General features: G+C 35.7%; 24 protein-coding genes. 18 read left to right on the top strand and 6 right to left on the bottom strand.

From position 1 onward, the window contains the following. The first annotated feature begins 22 nt into the window (after positions 1-22). The 9 genes from GWK10_RS05460 (at position 23) to GWK10_RS05420 (ending at position 9,579) form a co-directional block, all read left to right on the top strand. Positions 23-535: a hypothetical protein gene (locus GWK10_RS05460; RefSeq protein ID WP_164030006.1), complete on the top strand. Its 513-nt coding sequence runs from the start codon at positions 23-25 to the stop codon at positions 533-535. Between the two features lie 83 nt (positions 536-618). Further along, entirely contained in the window at positions 619-1,929 is a 1,311-nt protein-coding gene (locus GWK10_RS05455; RefSeq protein WP_164030004.1) for an amylo-alpha-1,6-glucosidase, read from the top strand. Between the two features lie 25 nt (positions 1,930-1,954). Beyond that, on the top strand, positions 1,955-3,559 hold the full coding sequence (locus tag GWK10_RS05450; protein ID WP_164030002.1) for a sodium:solute symporter: 1,605 nt from the start codon (positions 1,955-1,957) through the stop codon (positions 3,557-3,559). A 9-nt stretch (positions 3,560-3,568) separates the two neighbouring features. Beyond that, complete coding sequence (locus GWK10_RS05445) at positions 3,569-4,702, top strand: glycerate kinase (protein WP_164030000.1); 1,134 nt, start codon at positions 3,569-3,571, stop codon at positions 4,700-4,702. Then, positions 4,703-5,677, top strand: a complete 975-nt coding sequence (locus GWK10_RS05440) for a type I phosphomannose isomerase catalytic subunit (RefSeq protein WP_164029997.1) — start codon at positions 4,703-4,705, stop codon at positions 5,675-5,677. Positions 5,678-5,721: 44 nt separating this feature from the next. Beyond that, complete coding sequence (locus GWK10_RS05435) at positions 5,722-6,657, top strand: pyridoxal-phosphate dependent enzyme (protein ID WP_164029995.1); 936 nt, start codon at positions 5,722-5,724, stop codon at positions 6,655-6,657. Positions 6,658-6,695: 38 nt separating this feature from the next. After that, a complete protein-coding gene (locus tag GWK10_RS05430) occupies positions 6,696-7,457 on the top strand; it encodes an SDR family oxidoreductase (RefSeq protein ID WP_164029993.1) in 762 nt (253 codons plus the stop codon). A gap of 29 nt (positions 7,458-7,486) precedes the next feature. Further along, positions 7,487-8,977 carry a malate dehydrogenase (quinone) gene (gene mqo / locus GWK10_RS05425; RefSeq protein ID WP_164029991.1) on the top strand — a complete coding sequence of 497 codons (1,491 nt, stop codon included), beginning with the start codon at positions 7,487-7,489 and terminating at the stop codon, positions 8,975-8,977. Then, positions 8,977-9,579, top strand: coding sequence for a carboxymuconolactone decarboxylase family protein (locus GWK10_RS05420; RefSeq protein ID WP_164029989.1), 603 nt, complete (start codon positions 8,977-8,979; stop codon positions 9,577-9,579). Before mqo ends, GWK10_RS05420 begins: the two co-directional genes overlap by 1 nt. A 17-nt stretch (positions 9,580-9,596) precedes the next feature. Here the strand turns inward: GWK10_RS05420 and GWK10_RS05415 are convergent, their stop codons facing one another. From GWK10_RS05415 to GWK10_RS05405, 3 genes are read right to left on the bottom strand one after another with little or no spacing between them, the layout of a single operon-like run. Continuing rightward, positions 9,597-10,196 carry a pseudouridine synthase gene (locus tag GWK10_RS05415; RefSeq protein WP_164030556.1) on the bottom strand — a complete coding sequence of 200 codons (600 nt, stop codon included), beginning with the start codon at positions 10,194-10,196 and terminating at the stop codon, positions 9,597-9,599. 9 nt (positions 10,197-10,205) lie between these two features. Then, on the bottom strand, positions 10,206-10,718 hold the full coding sequence (locus tag GWK10_RS05410; protein WP_164029987.1) for a hypothetical protein: 513 nt from the start codon (positions 10,716-10,718) through the stop codon (positions 10,206-10,208). A gap of 16 nt (positions 10,719-10,734) precedes the next feature. Next, positions 10,735-12,288: a M20/M25/M40 family metallo-hydrolase gene (locus GWK10_RS05405; protein ID WP_164029985.1), complete on the bottom strand. Its 1,554-nt coding sequence runs from the start codon at positions 12,286-12,288 to the stop codon at positions 10,735-10,737. Positions 12,289-12,432: 144 nt separating this feature from the next. Here GWK10_RS05405 and GWK10_RS05400 point away from each other — a divergent pair, with 144 nt between their 5' ends. After that, complete coding sequence (locus tag GWK10_RS05400) at positions 12,433-12,996, top strand: DUF4251 domain-containing protein (RefSeq protein WP_164029983.1); 564 nt, start codon at positions 12,433-12,435, stop codon at positions 12,994-12,996. Positions 12,997-13,330: 334 nt separating this feature from the next. Here the strand turns inward: GWK10_RS05400 and GWK10_RS05395 are convergent, their stop codons facing one another. Beyond that, positions 13,331-14,059 carry a head GIN domain-containing protein gene (locus GWK10_RS05395; RefSeq protein WP_164029981.1) on the bottom strand — a complete coding sequence of 243 codons (729 nt, stop codon included), beginning with the start codon at positions 14,057-14,059 and terminating at the stop codon, positions 13,331-13,333. A gap of 186 nt (positions 14,060-14,245) precedes the next feature. On the opposite strand from GWK10_RS05395, the gene GWK10_RS05390 reads away from it, so the two are divergent. The 7 genes from GWK10_RS05390 (at position 14,246) to GWK10_RS05360 (ending at position 21,044) form a co-directional block, all read left to right on the top strand. Next, the gene (locus tag GWK10_RS05390) at positions 14,246-15,832 is read left to right on the top strand and encodes a class I SAM-dependent methyltransferase (protein ID WP_164029980.1); all 1,587 of its coding nucleotides are present in this window, start codon (positions 14,246-14,248) and stop codon (positions 15,830-15,832) included. Positions 15,833-15,872: 40 nt separating this feature from the next. Beyond that, a complete protein-coding gene (locus tag GWK10_RS05385) occupies positions 15,873-16,556 on the top strand; it encodes an NUDIX hydrolase (protein ID WP_164029978.1) in 684 nt (227 codons plus the stop codon). 111 nt (positions 16,557-16,667) lie between these two features. Further along, on the top strand, positions 16,668-17,486 hold the full coding sequence (gene prs / locus GWK10_RS05380; RefSeq protein WP_164030553.1) for a ribose-phosphate diphosphokinase: 819 nt from the start codon (positions 16,668-16,670) through the stop codon (positions 17,484-17,486). A 4-nt stretch (positions 17,487-17,490) separates the two neighbouring features. Continuing rightward, entirely contained in the window at positions 17,491-17,946 is a 456-nt protein-coding gene (locus GWK10_RS05375; RefSeq protein ID WP_164029975.1) for a nucleoside 2-deoxyribosyltransferase domain-containing protein, read from the top strand. Next, the gene (locus tag GWK10_RS05370) at positions 17,943-19,403 is read left to right on the top strand and encodes a nicotinate phosphoribosyltransferase (protein ID WP_164029973.1); all 1,461 of its coding nucleotides are present in this window, start codon (positions 17,943-17,945) and stop codon (positions 19,401-19,403) included. The genes GWK10_RS05375 and GWK10_RS05370 overlap by 4 nt, the downstream gene beginning before the upstream one ends. Positions 19,404-19,430: 27 nt before the next feature. Beyond that, positions 19,431-19,646 (top strand): VF530 family protein, encoded by a 216-nt coding sequence (locus tag GWK10_RS05365; RefSeq protein ID WP_164029971.1) that lies wholly within the window; start codon positions 19,431-19,433, stop codon positions 19,644-19,646. Between the two features lie 42 nt (positions 19,647-19,688). Then, complete coding sequence (locus GWK10_RS05360) at positions 19,689-21,044, top strand: DEAD/DEAH box helicase (RefSeq protein WP_164029969.1); 1,356 nt, start codon at positions 19,689-19,691, stop codon at positions 21,042-21,044. 6 nt (positions 21,045-21,050) lie between these two features. Here the strand turns inward: GWK10_RS05360 and GWK10_RS05355 are convergent, their stop codons facing one another. Together GWK10_RS05355 and GWK10_RS05350 are read right to left on the bottom strand one after the other, a co-directional pair. Beyond that, positions 21,051-21,758 (bottom strand): LytR/AlgR family response regulator transcription factor, encoded by a 708-nt coding sequence (locus GWK10_RS05355; RefSeq protein WP_164029967.1) that lies wholly within the window; start codon positions 21,756-21,758, stop codon positions 21,051-21,053. After that, a complete protein-coding gene (locus GWK10_RS05350) occupies positions 21,755-22,603 on the bottom strand; it encodes a sensor histidine kinase (RefSeq protein ID WP_164029964.1) in 849 nt (282 codons plus the stop codon). The genes GWK10_RS05355 and GWK10_RS05350 overlap by 4 nt, the downstream gene beginning before the upstream one ends. 425 nt (positions 22,604-23,028) lie before the next feature. Here GWK10_RS05350 and GWK10_RS05345 point away from each other — a divergent pair, with 425 nt between their 5' ends. Continuing rightward, positions 23,029-25,200: a DUF5916 domain-containing protein gene (locus GWK10_RS05345; protein WP_164029962.1), complete on the top strand. Its 2,172-nt coding sequence runs from the start codon at positions 23,029-23,031 to the stop codon at positions 25,198-25,200. Positions 25,201-25,216 lie beyond the last annotated feature (16 nt).

The raw sequence follows: 25,216 nt of genomic DNA, 5'->3' as shown, positions 1-25,216 counted from the left end.
TTATAAAATCAAAAACATTCAAATGAAATTAGGTACTCAAAGGCTTTTATTATTTCTTATACTGTTTTCGTTCGTTTCGACTTTGTCATGTCATGACACTGATAACAATTCTCTAGTTGCTGATGAAGCTGTCGAAGAAACTACTACATTGGGAGGTGAAGCTGAAGTAACCGAGGTTACATTCACTAAGAATGAAAACGATTACACCTTTAGTGTTCGAATAAAAAGCCCAGATACTGGTTGTGAGCAATATGCAAATTGGTGGGAAATCATTACAGAAGATGGAGACTTGGTTTACAGACGAATTTTAGGACATAGCCATGTAACCGAACAGCCTTTTACAAGGTCTGGAGGCCCAGTGTCAGTAACTGAAGATCAAATCTTGATTATTCGTGGGCACATGAATAATTCTGGCTACGGAACAACTATATTCAAAGGGACAATTAAAGATGGATTTGAAAAAACTATCATTGACAATGACTTCGCAAAGGATCTAGAAGAACAACAACCACTACCAAGCGGGTGTGCTTTTTAGTAAACATTTCATCTAAGTCAATGGACTTTATTTGCTTTACAGATATTTTCAATATCTTTTCGCTTTAGTTCGAAAATATCTAAATGAAGGATCAGTTACTCACTGAGGCACAAAAGGTGCTGAACGAAAATTTTCAAAAAGGAGGCTTCACTATACCAAGCAAAAACTTATATCCCTTTCAGTGGAAATGGGACTCTGGCTTCATAGCAATTGGCTATGCCCATTATGATATGAATAAGGCCGAAAGTGAAATTTCAACCTTGTTAGATGCACAATGGGATAACGGTTTTATCCCACATATCATTTTTCATACTGATACAGATACTTATTTTCCGGGAGCAGATTTTCACAAGTCAGAGTTGCATCCCATGTCGTCAAAAAAATATCGGTCTACTGGATTGGTGCAACCTCCGGTATTAGGATTTGTACTTGAAAAAATATACCATATTTCAAAAGATAAGACAAGAAGCTTAGAGTTTATAGGTCGACAAATAGATAAGGTATTTCATAATCATCAGTATTTTTATCAAAATAGAGATCCTTTAAATGAAGGTCTGGTATATATTTATCATAATTGGGAATCTGGGACAGATAATTCACCTGTTTGGGATGGCATTTTTGAGACTATGGATTCTCCAGAATATGAGTTCGAGCGAAGGGATACATCACACGTAGACCCTGAACAGCGGCCGACTAAACGCGAATACGATCACTATCTGCATATTATTGAAATTGCTAAACAATATAATTATGATGATCAAAAAATAGCTCAGCATTCCCCATTCTTAGTACAGGATCCATTGTTCAACGCAATGCTTATCAAATCAAATGAATCGTTGATTAGGCTGTATACATTATTGGGAAGTAATGATGATAAGATTGAAAAATTAGAGAAATGGCAAAAGAAAGCCGTTTTTCAAATGAACAATAAACTCTTTGACAACGAACTAAACGCCTATATATACTATGATTTAAGAAATAAAAAACCAATTAGGTCAATCTCTTCGTCGTCTTTCACTCCCTTGTTTGCGGGTATCCCATCAAAAGAAGATGCCCGAAAGTTAATCGACACCTTGATTTCTAATTTCGGAGGAGACGACCATTATTTATGTGCTTCTTTTGATCCGACCAGCGAGCATTTTAAGCCAAAGAAGTATTGGCGCGGCCCGGTTTGGATAAATTTAAACTGGATCTTGTTTAAAGGTTTAAAGAGGTATGGGTTTGAGGATATAGCAAATAGGGTAAAAGCAGATTCGATTGAACTTATAACTCAAAATGGATTTTATGAGTATTTCGACTGCCGGAAGGATGTTATTAGCTCAGGGAATGGAGCATATGGGGGAAACAACTTTTCATGGAGCGCTGCTTTAATTATTGACATGCTTAACCAATAGGTAAATTTGACAAAATCAATTCATAATGAATTATATCGACTACATACTAATCGCAGTTTATCTAATTGGATTTTTAGGAATAGGATTCTTATTCAAAGAAAATAAAACTTCTAAAGACTACTTTCTTGGTGGTAGAAGCACTTCCTGGCTGCCTTTAAGCTTGTCAACAATGGCCACGCAGCTTTCAGCCATAAGTTTTATCTCAGCACCTGCCTTTGTGGGATTAAGAGAAGGAGGCGGCATGCAATGGCTAACCTATGAATTTGGTGTTCCGTTGGCGATGGCATTTTTGCTAATTGCAATTTTACCATCGCTCTATAAATCTGGTATTGTTAGCGTATATGAGTATTTAGAAAGACGTTTTGACCCATCCTCTAGGCTGCTTATAAGTTTTGTATTTCAAATAAGCAGATCAGTTGCAACTGGTGTTATGGTGTATACCATGGCACTTATTCTCCAGGCGACCATTGGGTTAGAGTTTTGGATATCAGTACTTGTGATTGGTGTCATTACCTTAATTTATTCTTTTCAAGGCGGTATGAAAGCGGTTATCTGGGGTGATGTCATCCAGATGTCTATTTTGTTTTTGGGGATTGTTATATGCCTTATTTATGGAATTAGTGAACTAGGCGGTTTTGAAAATTTCCTTACGCATGTGGATAAGGACAGAATTACGGCAATTGATTTTAATAAATGGGGTTTTAATAACGCTGATAAGAATGATGAATTCGGCTTTTGGCCAATGGTTATCGGTGGAGTCTTTTTATATGCTTCATACTATGGTACTGATCAGACCCAGTCACAACGGCTACTTTCTTCTAAGAATATGAATTCCTTAAAGAAGCTATTGTTTGCGAACGGTTTACTTCGTTTTCCTGTGACCTTAACCTATTGTATTATGGGCTTAGTACTAGGGACTTTAGTGTTACAAGATGCCTCTTTTAATGAAATGATTGATTCCGTTTATCAAACAAATATCGGTTCTCTTGAGGGAAAAAGAGCTGATTTAATGGTGCCGGTTTTCATAATGAAATATTTACCTAATGGTGTGATTGGCCTCTTAATAATAGCAATAATGTCCGCTGCAATGTCCAGCTTAAGCTCCACTGTGAATTCACTTTCAGCTGTTACAATGGAAGATTTTGTAAAACGTTTCAAGCCTGAATTATCAGATAAAACCTATGTTTCTTATTCTCGTTTTTTATCTGTATTCTGGGGGCTTGTTTGCTTGTTCTTCGCATTCTTTGCTGGGAATATTGAAGGTACAGTAATCGAAGTGATTAACAAGATTAGTTCTGTTTTTTACGGACCTATTTTGGCCGTTTTTATGCTCGCGATTTTAACAAAAAAGACGAATGCAATAGGAGCTAATATTGGAATTGTTGCAGGCGTTTTATTCAATATGTATTTGTGGTTGTATGTCCCTGAAGTTTTCTGGTTTTGGTGGAATGCTATAGGTTGTTTAGTGACAGTCGTGACAGCAATAGTTGTAAGCAGCTTAATTACTAAAAAGTCATCAGAAGGTCTGGAAGTTACTTTTTATACAGGAAAGAAAGAAGTACTTATTCTAATAGGTTTTTTTATAGCAATCGTTGTTTTTTGCTTGCAGCTACCTAGCTTTTTTAAATAAAACCTATCTATGAAATTCGTAATTGCTCCAGATAAATATAAAGGTTCGTTGACTGGTGTTGAGTTCTGTAATGCTGTCGAAAAGGGCCTGCTTAAGGTCTTTCCTGATGCTACTATTACAAAAATACCACTGGGAGATGGGGGAGATGGCACCTTACAAGCACTCAAGCATTCTATGGATGGAGTAATCATCAAAGTCAAAGTTAATGATCCCGTATTTAGACCCATTGAAGCTAAATACTTATTTAATGCGGAATCTAAAACCGCTTTTATTGAAATGGCAGAGGCTTCAGGCTTAAGGCTGTTGAAGGAAGATGAAATAAATTGTTTAAATACATCATCATATGGCACAGGTGAAATTATCAAAGATGCACTCAAAAAAGGCGTTAAATATCTTTATTTAGGAATCGGAGGCAGCGCAACGAACGAAGCAGGAATAGGAATGGCAACTGCCTTAGGGTTTCGGTTTTTAGATGAAAATGGAGAGACAGTTCATCCAATTGGCAAGAACCTAAATCGTGTGAGAAATATTGAAACGTCCAATGTATCACCTCTTTTAAAGGATATTGAAGTAAAAGTTGCTTGTGATGTCAACAATACCCTGCATGGCCAAAATGGAGCGGCTTACGTATATGCGCCTCAAAAAGGCGCTGATGATAAAGCAGTAGCCCATTTAGACAAGGGGTTACAAAATATAGCTAAAGTAATTAGTAGTGACCTAAATATTGGTCTGCAAGATATACCAGGTACGGGAGCTGCAGGCGGAATGGGAGCTGGCGCCATTGCTTTTTTAAAAGCGGAACTTACTTCTGGGATCGAAATGATAAAGGATATAGTAGATTTTGAAGCTAAAATTACGGGAGCGGATTGGATTATTACAGGAGAAGGTAAACTGGATAATCAAACACTATCCGGGAAAACAGTAAAAGGAGTTCAAACTTCTGCTGAAAAAAATAAAATACCAGTGGCTGCTTTTTGCGGAGTAGTTGACCTTACAATTCAAGAACAAAATGAGCTAGGTTTAAGCTATGTTTCTTCAATTTTAAATGAGGTGGCAGATTTAAAAACAGCAATTTCGTCAAGCTATGATAATTTAGTCAAAACAAGTTATAACTTTGCCCAGCTTTTGAAAGCTAATTATTAAATGAAATTGTACCCACTAAAGTTTGAACCGATTTTTAAATACAGAATGTGGGGCGGTAATAAATTAGAAACCGTCCTTAACAAATCTATTTCTGAATCGAATATTGGGGAATCTTGGGAGATTTCGGCAGTATCAGGTGATGAAAACAAGGTTTCGCAAGGGTTTTTAAAAGGAAAGACTCTTCCTGAATTAATTGAGGGGTATAAAGAAGCCTTGCTTGGCGAAACTGTTTATAAGCGATTTGGAGGAGAGTTTCCTTTGTTAATAAAATTCATTGATACCGCTAAACCATTGTCTGTACAGCTGCACCCTAACGATGATTACGCGAAAAAATATCATGATTCCTTTGGAAAAAATGAAATGTGGTACATCATGCAAGCTGATGATGATGCTGAAATTATTGTTGGTTTTGATAAAAAATCAGACAAGGAATCTTTTGCCGCTTCATTGAAAGATAAAAGTATCATAGAATTACTAAATAGCGAAAAGACTAAAAAAGGAGATGTCTTTCATATTCCGACAGGGAGAATTCATGCTATCGGCGCAGGAGTTTTATTAGCTGAAATTCAACAAACATCTGACGTAACCTATAGAGTATATGACTACGATAGAGTAGACACACAAACTGGAACAAAAAGAGAATTGCATATTGATAAAGCCATTGATGTAATTGATTTTCAAATAGAAGAGAACGGTTATAAAACCGCATACCCCTCACATGAAAATGAAAGTAATGAACTTATTCATACTCCTTATTTTAAGACTAGCTTTATTCCGCTTAGAGGATCACTAAATAAAGATTATTCAAATACCGATTCTTTTGTAATTTTCATTTGTGTTGAAGGCACTTCGGAATTGTCATGTCAAGGTGATTCATTCCAGCTTAATAAAGGCGAAACTTTGCTGTTGCCCGCTTGTATTAATCATATTACTTTGAAAGGTGATTCGGCCGATATTTTAGAAGTGACTGTTTAAGTTTTTAGCAGTATTTTTAGTTGATGTAATTAATCAACCAAAAAATGCATTCTGGAAAAGTCATAGCTGCTAAAAAAATAATTTCATCCCACATACATCGAACGCCAATACTACGTTCACGTTTGTTGAATAAGATTGCTAATAGTCAGTTGTTTTTTAAATGCGAAAGCCTCCAAAAAGCGGGTGCATATAAAATACGTGGCGCAACCAATGCTATTTTAAACCTTACAACTGAAGAACGCGAAAAGGGAGTAGTAACACACTCTTCAGGTAATTTTGCCCAAGCATTATCTTTAGCTGCTAATTTATTAGGAATCCCAGCTTATATCGTAATGCCGTCTAATGCACCTAAAGTAAAAAAAGCTGGCGTGATAGAATATGGAGGTCATATTATAGAATGTGAACCTACATTAGAAGCTCGAGAGGCGACGGCAGCTGAAATAGTACAAACTAAGAAAGCTACATTCATTCATCCATCCAACGACATTGATGTTATTTATGGACAGGGCACGGCATGCCTAGAATTGTTAGAAGATCATACCGGTGTGGATATCATTGTTTGCCCCGTTGGCGGAGGCGGACTTATCGCGGGAAGCTGCTTGGCAGTGAATGATATGAATTTAAATTGTACGGTCATCGGAGCCGAACCATTTGAAGTTGATGATGCTTATCGATCTTTGATTTCTAAGCAAATAGAAACAAATCAAACTACTAACACCATTGCCGACGGACTTAAAACACAGCTAGGCGATAAGAATTTTCCCATTATTTTAGATCATGTTGATTCCATTATTCGCGTTACAGAAGAGGAAATTGTTGATGCTATGAAATTGTTTTGGCAGTACACAAAAGTTATTATAGAACCCTCGAGTGCAGTTACTCTAGCAGCAGTCCTTCGAGAAAAATTAGTTTTTCAAGATAAGAAAGTTGGTATCATTCTTTCAGGAGGAAATGTGGATCTTCAAAATCTGCCTTTTTGAAATATGTTTATGAAGATATATGAAAATCAGAATTATAAATGACGAATATTAATCTAAAGGGGCAACACATTTTGGTAACTGGTGCTTCCGATGGTATCGGAAAAAGTGTAGCAGAATACTTAATGAGAAGTGGAGCAAAATTGGCTGTACATTATAACAGAAATCAAAAATCAGCAATTGAACTCGTTCAACAATTTGATAATGGATCTAAGGCATTTCAAGCAGATCTATCAGTTGAAAAGGAAGTCATTAAGCTTTTTGACGATGTAGCTTCGTATTTCGGTCGAATTGATGCCATTGTATTGAATGCAGGGGTGTTTATATCACACTCAACAAATCAAAATGTTGATGATTGGTATAAAACCTGGAAAAAGACGATTTCTATCAATTTAGATGCCGTAGGTTTATTGACTAAAATGGGAATCGACCATTTTAGAAATCACAAAGATGGGAGGTTTGTTTATATAGGTAGTAGGGCAGTGTTTAGAGGAGAAACAGAAGAGTACCTAGCATACGCAGCTTCAAAAGGTGGACTAACTTCATTGGCTAGAAGTGTAGCAAGATCTTTTGGGAAAGAAAATATTAAATCATTTATAGTATCCCCAGGTTTTACTCGTACACAAATGGCAGAAAGTTTTATAGAAGTATATGGTGAAAAACGTGTGCTTAATGAGATCGCTTTAAACAACTTGACACGGCCGGAAGACTTAGCTCCATTAATTGCGCTAATGTGCAGTGGTTTAATGGATCACGCTACTGGTGCGACAATTGATGTAAATGCAGGAAGCCATATTAGATAGCCTGAAAAGCAAAAAAAATACTAGAATAAATGAATGTAGATCAAGAAAAAGTGATTAAAAAGTATGATTTAATCTGTGTCGGTGGTGGTATTATGAGTGCAACACTAGCTGTTATAGCAAAAACACTGAAACCTGATCTAAAAATCCTAATTCTAGAACGACTAGAAAATGTGGCGAAAGAGAGCTCCGCCGCATGGAACAATGCTGGAACAGGGCATTCCGCTTTATGCGAGTTAAATTACACTCCTGAAAATGAAGATGGAAGCATTGATATATCAAAAGCCTTGAAAATCTGCTCGCAATTTGAAATTTCCAAACAGTTTTGGGCATATTTAGTAGAAAATGGTTTAATAGAAGATCCGCAAAGTTTTATAACTGCAGTGCCTCACCACAGTTGGGTTACCGGTAAAGAAAATGTGAACTTTTTGAGAAAACGCTTCGAAAGTTTGAAGGATCATTTTATGTTCGATTCGATTTCCTTTACAGAGGATTTTAACAAAATGAAAGAGTGGTTTCCACTAATTATGAGTAACAGAAATGGAGATGAATTGTTAGCTGCAACAAGAATTGAACGGGGCACAGAAATGAATTATGGTGCTTTGACAGAATCACTATTCAAAGTTTTAGAATCGAAGTATGATACTAAAGTCAAATGCAATAAAGAAGTGTTAGATATAGATCCTAACCCTGATGTAGATTGGTCGGTGGAAGTAAAGGACTTGCAAACAAAAGAGCGTTCTTATTTTGATGCTGAACATATTTTTATTGGCGCAGGAGGAGGCAGTCTATTGTTATTACAAAAAGTAGAAATTGAAGAGAAAAATGGTTATGGTGGTTTTCCAGTGAGTGGGGAATGGCTTGTATGCAACAACCCGGATATTATCAAACAACATGACGCAAAGGTTTATAGTAAGGCAGGGATAGGAGATCCCCCTATGTCCACTCCACATCTAGATACTCGCTACATAAATGGAAAAAGGGAATTATTATTTGGTCCTTTTGCTGGTTTCAATACCAAATTCTTAAAAGAAGGTTCTTATACAGATCTTTTTAGCTCAATTCAATATGATAATCTACCATCAATGTTTGGCGCCTTTTGGCACAATCTTCCCCTAACCAAATACTTGATTGAACAGGTAACAATGACCTTTGATGATCGTATGGAGTCGTTACGAAAGTTTGTGAAAAACGCCAGAAACGAAGATTGGGAAATTCTGGTTGCAGGACAACGCGTACAGACTATTAAAAAAGATGAGTTTGAAGGAGGTAAATTGGAATTTGGAACGCAATTAGTGCATGGTGATAATGGTAATATTACATGTCTGCTTGGTGCATCTCCAGGAGCATCAACCTCAGTAAGTATTATGCTAGAGGTTCTAGAAACAGCTTTTCCAGAACTAGTTAATAGTAAAGAAGGAAAGTCGTTACTTAATGATATAGTGCCATCCTATAAAAAAGAAATAGATGCCGACCACTTTAAGGCTGAATTGGCAAGAACCAAAAGTATTTTAAATGTATAATGAGTTGGATTAAAGTAATAGGATATAAAGAAGCCACGGGTAAGCTAAAGAAATTGTATGATCGAATTAAAGGTCCAAACGATAGCATTGATCATGTATTAAGCATTCATAGTCTTCGACCGCATACCCTACAAGGGCATATGATGTTGTATAAAAATGTTTTGCATCATCCTGATAATAGTTTTGATAAATGGTATTTAGAGTTTTTAGGAACTTATGTTAGCAGATTAAATAGTTGTGATTATTGCGAAAAGCATCATTCTGTAGGGCTGAAGAATAATTTAAATGATCCTGCTAAGTACAAGGAGTTAAAAGAAGCTATGATTTCTGAGGATTTTAGTCAGGTACTAACTTCAAAAGAAATTGCTGGTGTACATTATGCTGTGCAGCTCACTAATTCTCACGATACAATTGTTCGAAATGATTTAGAAGTCTTGAGAGAAATGGGGTTGAACGATGGAGAAATTCTTGAAATCAACCAAGTGGTATGTTATTTTAACTATGTAAATAGAATGGTAGTCGGACTCGGTGTCCAATTAGAGAAAGATAATATTGGTCTTTCCCCACAGAGTAACGATAGCAATGACTGGTCGCATAAATAAAGGACAGAATATTCTAATCAGATAGATACTCCATTTTCAAATCCAATGTCTAAGGGTTTTACCTCTCCTTCATCAAGATCAAATATTGAGATGCGACCAATTCGTATTCTAACCAATCGCAAGGTAGGATAGCCAACGGCAGAGGTCATTTTTCGTACCTGACGAAATTTACCTTCTTTAATAGTGATCGATATCCAAGTGCTAGGTCTATGCTTATCTAAACGTATACTGTTATTTGGTTCGGGTAGTTCAGGAGGATGGCTAACACGAGTTACTACACAGGGTTTTGTTTTATATTTCTTTCCAGAAAAACCAATGACTATTCCGTTTTGTAATTTATGAATAGCTTCATCTGTTATTGCACCGTTAATTTGTGCATAATACTCCTTTTCGATTCCCGAGCGATTAATATGATCACTTAATTTTCCATCTGTAGTTAGCAAGAGAAGCCCTTCTGACTTTTCATCTAACCTTCCAATTGGCATAGTTCCTTTGGGAAAATCATATAATTCTGATAGAAAACGCTTTTTTCTTAGTTGGTGTTTGTCTTTAGAACTTAACTGACTTAACATCCCAAAAGGCTTATAAATCTTAAAGTGAGCGTGATTGGGTTGAATCAAAGCAGATTAGAATTTGTAAACTCCTTTCAGAGTGAGCATTGATGGCGTGCCAAAACTTCCTAAATTATTTTTGCTAAAATTGAGATCGTGTTTGAATTCTATATTCAGATTTTTTTTCTCATTATCATAACCAACGCCGTTGGTGTATTTACCTCGAAATGTATTGATAAATTCAAACAGACCTGTATTAGGATTTGATTTTACCTGCTCCATTTCTAACTCATAACCAGAAAACAGATATAGCTTTCGACCGAAGTATTTTTTAAATGTCATATTTGTCTTAAAAATATTAGAAGTCAGATAGGTATCATATTGACCAGCCAACTGAAACGAAAGCCCCTTGCCTAATGGCTTGTTCATTACAAAATTAGAATGTTGCTCGCTTACAAAAGCTGTATTGGCATAGGCAAATGATGTAACAGCGATTTCTTGAGGAGGTTTTTCCTTCTTGATATCATTCTGTGACCACATACATAATGGACAGATAGCTGCTGCAATAAACGATCGAACTTTATTCATCAATTTATTTATTAAATCAATCGACCCCGCCTTTTCTAACTGGACTTCTAGGCGATGGCCATTTGCGTTGTTCACCACTGCGGCTATCAATTGGCAACTCTGCTTTGACCCGTGAAGTTGTTTCAGGATCTTCACTAGCCATATAGGTCAAGATTGCGGTTAGGATTGCATTGTTCCGTACGTCATCAAAAATGATTTTATCGTAGGTATCTCGATTGGTATGCCAAGTATAATTCCAATAGGACCAGTTTAATGAACTCAAACTAAAAGCGGGTGCACCTGCAGCCTGAAAACTAGCATAGTCAGATCCACCTCTTGCCGGAGCCCCAGGAAAAGTCGTTTCAATATGTTTGGTGATATCTTTTGGTACAGCATTTAACCAACGAGACAGGTAGTCATAAGCGTGCAAAAACCCACCACCAGATAAACGTACTACACGACCGGTACCATTATCTTGGTTGAAACTAGCTTGTAAGCCCTTGACAATATCTGGGTGATCTTCTACAAAAGCGCGAGAGCCATTTAAGCCTTGTTCTTCGCTTCCCCAGTGTCCGACTAAAATAGTGCGTTTCGGATTTGGATAATGCTTCTTTAAAATCCTCATAGCTTCCATCATAACGAGGGTGCCAGTTCCGTTATCTGTAGCACCAGTACCACCATCCCAAGAGTCGAAATGGGCAGATAAAATGACATATTCATTTGGTTTTTCTGAACCTTTGATTTCGGCAATGGTATTAAATGTTGGTTGAACTCCCAATTCTTTGGATTGTGCTACGATGTTTATTTGTGGCTTTTGCCCTGATTGAACTAAACGGTAGAGCATTCCATAATCCTCTAGTTCTAAATCGACTGTCGGTATTTTCTTGGTCCGAGCACTAAATATCTTATTTACACCAAATCCTCTTGACCAATTAGAAGCCACTATTCCAGCTGCTCCAGCAGTTTCTAGTGCTTGGGGTAGTGTTCTGCGGTTATAACCGCTTAAGCGCATATTGTCTCGCCATGCTTTGTTTTGGGCACTACGTGCGTCCTTCATTTTGGTAAATGATTCTTCTGTAGCGAACTCCTCCCAATTATAATCGGGTCTTCCTGTCGGTTGATGCATAGAGATCATTACTAATTTTCCCTTTACCGATGGTAGCCATTTTTTAAAATCTCCCTCAGTTTTCAAATTAGTAGGAAGCACAACAAGTTCGGCAGTCACGCCTTTTTTAGAAGTACTAGGATTCCAAGCGAGCTGCGTACCTCGTAAGCTTTGAATTCTTGGATGTACCATATCTATATGCGTAATACCGCGTTCCCAACCTCGCCATTCTCCCCATTTCTCATTTCTAGCAGAAATTCCCCAACCAGCATACTTCGCTACGGCCCAATCATGTGCATTTTTCATTTGTGGAGTACCTACTAAGCGAGGACCTATCTGATCCATTAATTCATGGCCAAGTTTTTCAAGATGAGAATTTTCATTCGCCTCTTTGATGATGTTCTCAACAACCGTATCTGTCTTTTGAGCAATTATCGCCAAAGGCAGTGCACAAAGTAATAGTAGAAATCTAAGTGAATTTTTCATTGATTAGGTGGTTTTGGTTAGTTGTTTAATGTTAGAGTGATGAAATTACGATGTTTTAGTAAATAAAAATCAAAATGGATTGTTAAACACTTATCACTAAAGCTTGGAATTTCATATCTTAATAAGCAATAAAGATAAGATGTAATGAAAAGGAATTGCTTGGTTTTACTGATAGTCGTGTTTACAATGTTAAGTTGTGCTTCAAACACTACAAAAAATATCACTGCACAACAGCAACAGGAATTTGATGATTTAATCAACTCTGAAAAATTTGAAATTGTTTTTGTATCGGCGCACCCGATGGCAAACACAGGAATGCAGGCGGTAGCAAATGCAGGCCTATTAGCTCCTGGAAGTAATTTAGCCAGAATTGATCTTCTTGGGAATCCAAATTATATGAGAAGAGTGGGAGATAGTGTATCTGCCAGCTTACCATATTATGGCGAACGACAAATAGGAGGTGCCTATAATAATAGTAAAGATGTTGGCATCAATTATGACGGTACACCAATCGAGTTGACAATTGCAAAAAATGAAAAAAATGGGAGTTACAATATGAATTATTCCATTAAAAATAATACTGAAAACTTTGTTGTAAACGGAATTATGTATCCTAACGGTAGTGTAAGTGCTACTATTACTAGCAGCCATCGTCGCACAATTAGTTATCGCGGTAGGGTGGGCGCTTTACCAGAGAATATAGAATGATTTTTGAATTTTAGGCTCGAAGAATTTCCTGATAACAACCACGACATTTAGTGCCATATTTCTTCAAATTGGCAAAGTACTTCTTTAGTAAATTGTGATAGTGATCTCTTAGTTTTATTAAAAACATTTGGATTAATTTACAATTAATATACATTTTATTAACGTTAAATTTACATTAAAATTGTGTGACATGCAAGTTTGATTCAAGACAATCAAACAGCAATGTATTTTTTATGCTAACTTATTGTGTTGATATCAAGTGAGTTAGATTGTTGTGAAAGCAAAAACCTTGCCGTAGAGCAAGGTTTAAAAAGTTCTTATTGTGAATAGATTTCTACATCGAACGTATGTGAGCATCTCCTGTCGCTTTACTACGGAGTACTTTTGGGTTCCCCAAATATCTTAAACTAGCATCACTTGTTGCATAAGCATCTATTGTGTTTCGTACTTGAATTCTTGCTTGGCTATCACTTTTTAGTTCAATTTCTAAATCATTTACTACTAAATCCCTAGCCTTTAATTGTGCATCTGATGATAAATATGCCTTCATCGTAGCTACTTTTCCTAATATATTTACTTGAGCATCTGATTTAGCGTTGAGTTCAAAATTATCAACGTTCAGCTTACCATTAAAAACACCATCACCCTTAATATTAAGCGATAAATTTGAATTCGATAGGGTATTTGTCAATTCAACCGTGGCGTCTGAAGAAACATAAAAAGCATCGATATTGGTGGTAGTAAGGCTGGCTCTCAAAATTAGATTGCCCCTCCAAGAAGTATAACCAAGCCTTTTTTTAAGTCTGAAATACAAGGTGGATCCTTCTTTATAGACATCCACATATTGTATAATATTATCATTAGCCTCCACAGTAATGGGTGAATTTTTACTTGAAAAGCTAACTGTTAATTTAAAATCATCTGACACATCAATTGCATCATAATTATCAAACTCAAAAGTCTTTGTGCTTGTTGATCTAGAAAGGTTTGTTATTTTCTGGGCTTGAGTATTAAAACTGAATAATAATGCGCAAATAAAGAGAGAAAAGTTACTAAGTTTCATAATTTGTTGGTTTTATATGATTGATATTCTAAAGAGTAGGTTAGTTGAAGATTGTTACAGTTTCTATATTCATTTATCTTTTTGAAATCAATATTGAAGCGTATTATTGCGTATTTACATTGTATCTCGCACGAGTGGCTAAATTTATTTATAGTTTTATCTCACTAAAAATTGTTGAAGCATTTTATGTATTTATTGTTCCCAGGTCGTCATCATCTTTTTACTTCATTCCAGTATAATTACATATCCAGATTAGTTAATTCTGGATTAAATGGGATAAAAGATGTAGATAATAAACAAATTAATACCACGCATAAAATTTCGGGTGTAGTGTTCGCTATAACTTCTGCTAACCATAGTGGCACTAAGAGAAATCCAATACCATTTTATTTAAGAGCAATGATGGCGCAGGAGTTTTCCAATGCTAGTATAGATGCTTCCATTTACGTCTATGGCATAGATGACGTAGGTGTTTTAGATGATTTTGCCTCATATACATTGAAACAAATAAAACACCAAAGTGATAGACGTTTGGATCTTAATCCTGCTAACACAATAGTAATTTGTTCAACCCCTGTGATGAGTATGTATCAAAAATTAGGATTCAAAATTCTTCCCGCAGAATTAGCTGATGCAAATAAACAATTATTTAATGCAGATTTGCCTTGGGAACTCATTGAACATATGGCCAACTCTAATTTGACTATTGATGAAGAGTCGTTTCGCAATAAAATTCACAAAGGAAGTTATAAGGTCTGGAAAACTTATCATCTAGAAGAAAAGGTGAAAAACATATTGTCCGATCCTATAATCGGTGATGATGGGGACATTACAGAGTCTAGAGATTACAATTCATATGTCCGGCAAATGGATGAAATTGCAGAGATCAAGTTTCAGGAAACAAGTTCGTTTATACAAGCAGGTAGAATAGGGGATATCGGCTGCGCTGTAGGTTCTTGGATCAAGCAGGCGAGTGAAGCTACAACCTTGTTTGAGTCTGACTTTTATGGGATTGAGGTAGCTCGGCAATTATTTGATATTTGTAATCAACGAAAACACAATGGAGAATTTGCCAATCCGAATGTCTTTTTTGCTCAAAAGAACGCTGTTACCTCCTTAGTTTTTGAAGAAGAATCTATGAATACTATTCATACATCCTCCTTAACTCATGAAATAGAATCATACGGAAATAGAAACGACTTATTACAATTTATTGAAAATAGATATGCTGAGTTAGCCCCAAATGGCGTTTGGATCAATCGAGATGTCATCGGACCAGAAAATGGCAACGAATTAGTATTGATGAAACTAAGACAAGATGATGGCTCGAATAATGACCCCTTTAAAGGCTGTCAGGACCAACAAGAACTTAAGAATTATCTTAATGGTTTATCAACCTTTTCGCGTTTTCTTCGCTTTGCAGCTGATTTTAGAAAGGAGGAACAAGACCAGATTGAATATACAATTGAAAAAGTTAATGAAGTTGAATATATACGCTTAAAACATAGAGATGCTGCCGATTTTATGTTAACTAAAGATTACACGGATAACTGGAAAAGCGAAATGCACGAAAGGTTTTGTTTTTGGAGCATCGTGGATTGGAAAAAAGCACTTCAAAAAGTAGGATTTACTATTGATAGCGCAACACATGCCTATTCAAATCCTTGGATTGTAGATAATCGTTTTGCGAATAAGGTCGAGCTTTATGATTTGTCATTAAATAAAATGAAATACCCACCAACAAATGCACTTATAATTGCCAGAAAACGATAATTATTTGCGTAATTAATACGTAAATAATTAACTTTGGTAGATGGCAACACTTCAAAATATAAAGGTAGCGGTCGACGCGGTGGTTTTTGGTTATAAAGACAAGACACTAAATATTCTGCTTATAAAACGGAATATAGCGCCCTACAAGAATTCCTGGGCATTACCGGGAGGTTTGGTTTTAGAAAACGAAAGTTTAGAAAAAGCCGTTGAGCGCGAATTGAAGGAAGAAACCAATGTGACCGTCGATTACTTAGAGCAGTTGTATTCTTTTGGAAAGCCAGATCGAGACCCGCGAAACAGGGTAGTGAGTATTACTTATTTTGCCTTAGTAAAACCGGAACATCATACGATTAAGGCAGATACGGATGCTAATGATGTTGCTTGGTTCGATATTAATAAATTGCCAGAATTGGCCTTTGACCATAAGGAGATTATCAATATCGCCAAGAAGAGGCTGCAAGGTAAGTTGACCTATGAGCCAATAGGTTTTGATCTACTAAACACAAAGTTTCTATTTTCTGATTTGGAAAAGCTTTATATGACGATCCTACAAAAGCAGATTGACCGAAGAAACTTTCGTAAAAAAATTCTCAGTTTTAACATTTTAGAAGAACTAGACGAGCGTGTGTCTGAGGGTAGAGGAAGGCCTGCAAACTTGTTCAAGTTTAACAAAAAGCAATACTTCAAGCATAAAAAGGACGGATTCTTATTTGATATTAAATAGGGTAAATCATCTTCATTAGTCAATTTAAATAGTATTTATGTAATTTTTACGCAAAACATTAGGTTGAAACATATTTATCTTTTAAATTTGCGTTTAAATAACGCAATAATGATGTTTTTACACCTTGATCCACTATTCAAACCTTATGGTAAATCGATTTCATTTAATGCCTTTACATTTAACGGTGGAGAACCTCATATAAAGATATTAGAAAAAGATTTAGGAAATGAAATTACGATTACTCACCGCATAAACTCATTTAATGATCTAGGTTTATTACTAATCGCTACAGATGCAGTTAGGCGAATGGGAGTGAAGGTTGTAAAAACCTTTATTCCGTATTTCCCAGCGGCACGTCAAGATAGGGTAATGGTTAAAGGCGAAGCACTATCTGTCAAAGTATATGCTGACATCATCAATGATCAAAAGTATGATGAAGTGATCATTTTTGATCCACATTCCGAAGTTGCACCGGCCTTACTAAATAATGTAAAAATCATTGATAATCATCAATTTGTAAAAAACTGTATTGATCAAATAAAAGAAGAAGTGGTTTTAATAGCTCCAGACGGGGGTGCGCTGAAAAAGATTTATAAGTTATCTGCTTTTCTAGGCGGAATTGAAGTAGTTGAATGCTCAAAAAAAAGAGATGTAAAAACAGGAAAATTATCCGGATTTAGAGTCTATGAAGAAGACTTGAAAGGAAAACAATGTGTTATTGTCGATGATATTTGTGATGGGGGCGGGACTTTTTTGGGCCTTGCTGAAGCTTTAAAAGAGAAAAATGCCGGAAAGTTAAGCTTGGTAGTTAGTCATGGTATATTCAGTAAAGGGTTTGAAATATTAACTGAGGTATTTGACACGGTTTTTACAACTAATTCTATAAAGAAAATAGAAGCATCTGGTGTTTATCAATTAAATGTTGAATAGAAAAATGAAACTTATAACGGCACCCAATTCATATAAATTAGATCATTTTTGTGTTTTTCTTGCGGGTAGTATTGAAAGTGATAAAGCCGAACGTTGGCAGGAAACAATAATTAATGCTCTTAAGGATAATGCAATAACGATACTAAACCCACGTAGGGCTAGCTGGGATAATAGTTGGGAACAATCAATTAATAATACTGAGTTTAAAGAACAGGTTAATTGGGAATTGATGGGGTTGGAACAATGTGATATGGTCATTATGTATTTTGATCCATCTACTAAATCGCCCATATCGCTTTTGGAGTTGGGTTTATTCGCACAAAGTGGAAAGCTAGTAGTTTGTTGCCCGGACGGATTCTGGAGAAAAGGGAATGTTGATGTGGTTTGTAAACGATATACCGTAGATCAGGTTGATAGCTTAGAAGAATTAATTAATAAAATTAAAACAAAATTGATATGAATCCATTATTGCTAACAGACGGCTACAAACTAGGGCATAAGGAACAGTATCCAGAAGGGACTACATTAGTATACTCTAATTGGACACCACGAAAAAGCAGAATGAAGGGCGTTGATGAAGTGGTATTTTTTGGTCTTCAATATTTCATAAAAGAATATCTAATAAAACAATTTAATGATGAATTCTTCGGCCAGCCAAAGGAAATGGTAGTTAAGGAATATAAAAAGTACGTCGACAACTATCTAGGTATAGATTACGATGTTTCTCATATATCGGCTTTACATGATCTTGGTTATTTACCCATAGAGATAAAGGCAATTGAAGAAGGTAGCGCAGTACCGCTTCGTGTTCCAATGTTTACTATTGTTAACACACTTCCAGAATTCTTCTGGTTAACGAACTATCTAGAAACACTATTATCAACAATAATCTGGCAGCCTTGCACATCGGCGACAATAGCCAAGCGATACCGTACTATTTTAAACAAGTACGCTCAGGAAACTGATATTAGGAATATGGATTTTGTTACATGGCAAGGTCACGATTTCTCAATGCGGGGAATGTCAGGTACCGAGTCTTCAATATTAAGTGGTATGGGCCATGCATTATCCTTTTCAGGAAGCGATACACTTCCAGTTGCGAAAACTTTAGAAGAGTATTACAATGCTGATATTACAAAGGAATTAGTTATAGGTAGTGTAAATGCTACTGAACATAGTGTGATGTGTGCTGGTAGCAAAGATGATGAAATAGGCACATTTAGACGATTGCTTAAAACCTATCCCAGTGGCATTTTATCAGTAGTATCAGATACTTGGGACTTGTGGAAAGTACTTACTGAATATTTACCCATACTTAAAAATGAGATTTTAGGCCGAGATGGAAAGTTAGTAATTCGCCCTGATTCTGGAAACCCCGTTGATATTATTTGTGGTTTTAAGCATGAAAACCCCTCTATATCAAAGGGAGTTATTGAACTGTTATGGGATGCGTTTGGGGGAACGATCAATTCCCAAGGGTATAAAGTGCTCAATCCAAAAATTGGAGCGATCTATGGAGATAGTATTACTATTGAACGGGCCACACAAATTTGTGAACGCCTTAAGGAAAAAGGATTTGCAACTACCAATATCGTGTTGGGAATAGGAAGTTTTACCTATCAATATAACACTAGGGACACCTTTGGTTTTGCTATGAAAGCAACTTATGTAGAGGTAAATGGAGAGGGCAGGGAGATTTTCAAAGATCCTGTTACCGACGATGGTACAAAGAAATCAGCTAAAGGATTGATTACTTTATTTGAAGTTGATGGTATAGTTAACTTTAAAGACCAGGTTACACCACAAGAAGAGGAGCAAGGTAACCTAAAAACTGTTTTTAGAAATGGAAAGTTGCTGGTTGAGGATAGTTTAACTGAAATTAGAAAACGCATTCAACATGACAATTCTTTAACTTAGCATTTTTAAATTGGTAGACGTCAATATATGAGTACAGAGCAGCCAAACAATCCACTACATGGAGTAAAACTTGCCGATATACTGGAATTTCTAGTGGATAAGTATGGTTGGGGAATCTTGGGTTCTAAAATCAATATACGGTGTTTTAATCATGATCCATCCATTAAATCAAGTCTGAAGTTTTTAAGGAGAACTCCTTGGGCTCGTGAAAAGGTAGAACGACTTTACTTAAATTCTATCTAATAGCTCAACTACAATACTGTATTTTTGCATCAAAATTAGAACATGCAGTCTTTTGAAGAATTTCCTATTTCGAAACAGCTACACTATGCCATTGAAGATCTTGGTTTTGAAAAACCAACTCCCATTCAATCGCAGGCATACTCTGTAGTAGCCTCTGGTATCGATGTTATTGGTATTTCTCAAACGGGAACTGGTAAAACATTGGCTTATATGCTTCCGATTCTTCAAAATTTGAAGTTTTCGAAAGAGATTAACCCAATAGTACTTGTAATAGTACCAACACGCGAATTGGTGCTACAGGTTGTTGAGGAAATTGAAAAGTTCACTGCTTATATGAATACACGGGTGATAGGTGTGTATGGCGGAGTGAATATTAATCAGCATAAACAGTTAGTAGCACAAGGTTGCGATATTGTTGTTGCTACACCTGGCCGATTGTACGATCTTGTATTGTCCAGAGCACTTCAGCTAAAATCAGTTAAGAAGTTGATTATTGATGAAGTAGATGTGATGCTCGATCTAGGTTTTCGATTTCAACTGATTAATATTTTCGAGCTACTACCAACCAAAAGGCAAAACATCATGTTTTCTGCTACGATGACTGATGATATTGAAGCCTTGATTCATGATTTTTTTAGAGGAACTAAGAAAATATCAGTAGCCGTAAGTGGTACACCTCTTGATAATATTAAACAGCAATGTTACCAGGTTCCAAATTTCTACACAAAGGCCAATCTGCTAAAAAAGCTACTTCAAGATACTGAGCAGTTTCATAAGGTATTAGTATTTGTTTCAAACAAGAAGAGTGCTGATCTTCTATTTCAGGAGTTAGATGATTTTTTTACAAGAGAAGTATGTGTTATTCATTCTAATAAAACACAAAACTATCGTATTCGATCAATTCAAGATTTTGATCAGGGTAAAAATCGCATTTTGGTTACTACCGATGTTATGGCAAGGGGATTAGATTTAGATGCTATTTCTCATGTAATTAATTTTGATACGCCAAGTTTTCCTGAAAACTATATGCACCGAATAGGTCGTACAGGTCGAGCTGAAAAAGAGGGAAATACTATTCTGTTTTATACCGAAAAGGAAGCGGAGTTTAAAGAAGCTATCGAGGAACTGATGGATTATAAAATCCCGATTGAAATACTACCAGAGGAGGTTGAAATATCAAAACAACTGACAAGAGAGGAACAACCCAAGGTCATTGAACCAAATAATCCGCATAAAGTGTCCTCCGAAGATGCTCCTGGTCCTAGTTTTCATGAAAAATCGGAGAAGAATAAGAAAACAAATCAAGGAGGTTCTTACAAAAGAAAAATCGAGAAGAAATACAAAAAACCAAAAACTCGAGGCGATAAAAACTACAATAGAAGGAACAAGAAAAAGTAAGTTTATCTACTTTTTAATTAATTCCTCAACTTTTGATCTGTAGCTATCTCCAATGGGAATTTCGAACTGATTGATTTCAATATCATTTTTAGTAAATGCTGTCATCTTATCCCTATTAATGATATAGGAACGGTGTACACGAATAAATCTAGAATCAATTTCAGCAATGAAAGCATTCATACTATGCTTTGTTAAATGATTTTCAGCTTGGGTTATGATATTTATGTAGTCTTTTACACTTTGTATATATAAAATATCATCAAAAAAGACCTTTACCTGTTTTCTGTCTTTTCGCACAAAAACGTAGTTCTTGTCGGCAGTAGGCTGTTTTATTTCGTCGATAGCAGAATTCGTCTGTTGCTGCTGTGCTAGAAACTTCTCGATTGCTTTAAAAAACCGGCCAAACGTTATTGGCTTTAATAAATAATCAACCGCATTCAACTCAAAACCATCAACTGCATAATCTCTGTAAGCAGTAGTAAATATTACCTTAGGCTTTTGAATAAGGTTTTGAAAAAAGTCCGTACCACGAAGTACCGGCATTTCAATATCTAGAAACAACAGGTCTACGGTTTCTTTCTTTAGTATTTTGCTTGCCTCAATAGCGCTTGCACAGCTGGCCACGATTTCAAAGTCTTCGAGCTGATCTAAATGATTTTTGATCAATCTTCTTGCAAGTTCTTCATCATCGACTATTATGCAGCGATATTTCATATACTCTTAATAGTTAATTGTATAGTATAACTTTTTTCTTCATCCAGTATTACTAACTTATGATTAGTAGGGTAGAGCAGGGCAAGTTGTTCTTTTACATTTTTAAGACCAACCGACTCACGCTGATTTAAGTCTGTTTTTGTAGATAAATTGGCTGGTTTACTGTTTTTTACGCAACATATAAATATATCACCATAATAAGTCAAGGAAATATCAATGGTTGCATCTTTTAGGGCTTGAGTCACACCATGTGTAAATGCGTTCTCTACAAAGGTGAGTAGTAATAAGGGGGCAATTTGAATATCGCTTTCTATTTCATTTTTAAAGGTAAGCTTAACACGGTCTCCATATCTTATTTTTTCTAAAGCAATGTAATTGTGTAAAAGCTCAATTTCCTTATGTATTGATACGAATTTGTCGTTACATCGATATAACATATAATCCAGAATATCAGAAAGACGTTCGATTACCTCAGGTACACTATTCGATTTTTCAACCGCTAAAGCATATAAATTGTTAAGTGTATTAAATAGGAAATGAGGGTTTAACTGATTTTTTAAGGCGTTAAGTTCGGCAATTTTTTTCTGCTCTCTTAATTTCAAGAATTGCTGTTGATTTTTATAAAACTGCAACATCAATAATATCGCTGCAGGGGTTATAAACTTAATAGCCTTGCTAAAAAAGGTTCGAATATCTAGAATTCGTTGCCAAAAGGTCCAGTCTGCATAAACTTTTGCTTGTTGGGTATACGTATCATAGTATTTCACATCAAAATATCCCATTCTAACACTTGAATAAAGAACAAAAATCATGGCTAGAAGTACAATTGATAATAGCACAAACATTAGGTATTTTTTTTTGTCTAGATAAACAGGGATAAATACATAAAGCACTATATATGTAGCAATAATTTGGCAACCAACCAGTAGGGAAAAATTTTCAATTAAATGTACATAACCAGAATAAAACACCTGGTTTGCAGTAAGAGCGAAATACAAGAAAACACCCACCCAAAACAGTATGTGCTTTAAAATAGTCGAAGTTGAAAATTTAGCGGTTGTTTGCATAATACTCGATCAATAAAAATACTTTAATATTCTTCAATATGATGTTCGAAAACGATCATCGTTGGCCAAAAGTCTACCAATCCTTTGTTTTAGAAGATGAAATAGCTATTTCTCATTAGTATACGATAATGGTATGTTGAGCTACAATTCAATTATGGCTGCTATTACAAGTCTAGTTTTAATCCAACTAAATATTCAAACTAATGAGCAGGATCATAATAACTACCTTGTTTTTTCTTTTCTTTTCTAGGATACATGGACAAAATTCGGAGATTACTTTTCACGATCTAAGTATTACCCTTGATGGAAAACTAGATGAAACAATTTGGAAAGACTTACCAGAATATACTAACTTTCATAATTATCTACCCAGCGACGAGGGCCTTGCGGAGCAGCAAACCAAAGTAAAGATATTTCATAATGGAGAATACCTCTTTGTATCGGCTATATATCAAGATAATGAAACAAGAGCTCAAATTAGTTCTTTAAAAAGAGATGATCTAAGTAATACAGTAGTAGGAAGTGAGACATTTGTACTCATTTTAGACACGCAACATCAACAACAAAGCGCATATTATTTTGCTGTAAATATCGGCGCAGCCCAAGTTGATGGTTTAATTGAACGTGTAAATGATGGATTTTCTATTAATACCAATTGGAATACAGTATGGAATGCCAAGACAACAACAAAAGGTACTAATAAACATTATGAAATAGCAATACCATTAAAAAACCTAAATTTTAAAACCGATAATGATCAATTTGGCATTCAGTTTTATGTTAGGGACATCAAGAAAAATTCATGGACAATTTTTAAGGATGTAAGTAGAAATTACCGCCTCTTTGACCTTCGGTTCACTGAATCATTTAGGATAAATAATCTTCCTGAAAACTCAAATTCTCGTTTTGCAGTTACCCCGTCTGTTACCATTAATCATCAAGAGGACGTTTTAAGCGATATAAAGGAAACAACTTTTCAACCAAGCCTTGATGTGCAATACAACTTAACTTCATCACTTAAATTAGATGCCACGATCAATCCAGATTTTTCACAAATAGATGTAGATCAACAGGTAACAAACTTCACCCGCTTTTCTATTTTCTTTCCCGAACGTCGCAATTTCTTTCTTGAAAATGCCGATCTGTTCTCCAACTTAGGAATAGAAGGCATAAATCCATTTTATTCACGGCGCATAGGTAGTCGTTCTGCTATTCAATTTGGACTGAAACTATCGGGAAATGTTTCACCTAAAACACGAATTGGCGTTCTCAATGTTCAAACGGAGAAGGACGAAGATGAGGATTCCCAGAATTACGCAGTGTTGGTCGGAGAACAACAATTATCCAACAATTTTACAGCAACTGGTTTTCTAATTAATCGACAACAAACCGACAATTTTAATTTTGTCGGGAATTACAATAGGGTGGCAGGGGCGAATCTTAACTATAAATCAACAAACAATAGATGGATCGGTTTGGCTAATATCGCAAAGAGCTATTCGAATGGAGAAAAAGGAGATTCTAATTTTTACCATGCTGGTATTTGGTATAATAAGAGGGGAATGTTTTGGAATGCCTCATTAAGAACAATAGGTAGAAACTATCTAACAGATGTTGGTTTTACGCCAAGGCTTTTCAATTTTGATGCAATAAATCAAACCGTTGTAAGGGAGGGGTATACACAAGCGACAGCAAGAATAAGTCTCACCAAATTTTTCCAAAAATCAAAAAAACTCAATTCATATCGATATTTTTTAGGGAGAACCTTTGTGTATTGGGATGAGCAGGGAAAGCTGCAACAAACCTCTTCTTTTCTTAATCAAGCATTGTTTTTCAAAAACCTGTCCGCCATGTACATTAGTTTGTACCATGACTATGTAAACTTAAAATACGGATTCGATCCATTAAGAAATGGGAATGTGCTAGTTCCTGACGAATACTCATTTTTAAGAGCGAGAATAGGCTTTAATTCGGCTACAAATAACAAGTTGGTGTACCGCACTTTTGTACAATATGGTCAATTTTATAATGGCACAAATACAACTGCCTCGGCAAGCTTTCAATACAGATTACTTCCTTTTGCCAATCTGCAAGCGGCCTACGAGATAAATTATCTTGATTTAAATGAACTAGGCAAAGATACTTTTCATTTGGCGCGTTTTACAGGAGAAGTGTTTTTCAATAATCGTTTAAACTGGACTACTTATGTACAGTACAATACCCAAATTGATAATTTCAATATTAATAGTCGTTTACAATGGGAATACAGACCACTATCTTACGTATATCTAGTGGTAACTGATAATTTCAATCAGCAGATTAATCGAACCAACTGGGGTGTCGCATTTAAAATGAATTATAGACTCGATTTTTAGATTGATAATTTAGAAA

The sequence above is a fragment of the Spongiivirga citrea genome, from assembly GCF_010671565.1.
GTDB lineage: Bacteria > Bacteroidota > Bacteroidia > Flavobacteriales > Flavobacteriaceae > Spongiivirga > Spongiivirga citrea.
Note: the sequence above shows the minus strand (reverse complement) of the source record. Positions and strands in the feature narration are given on the sequence as shown.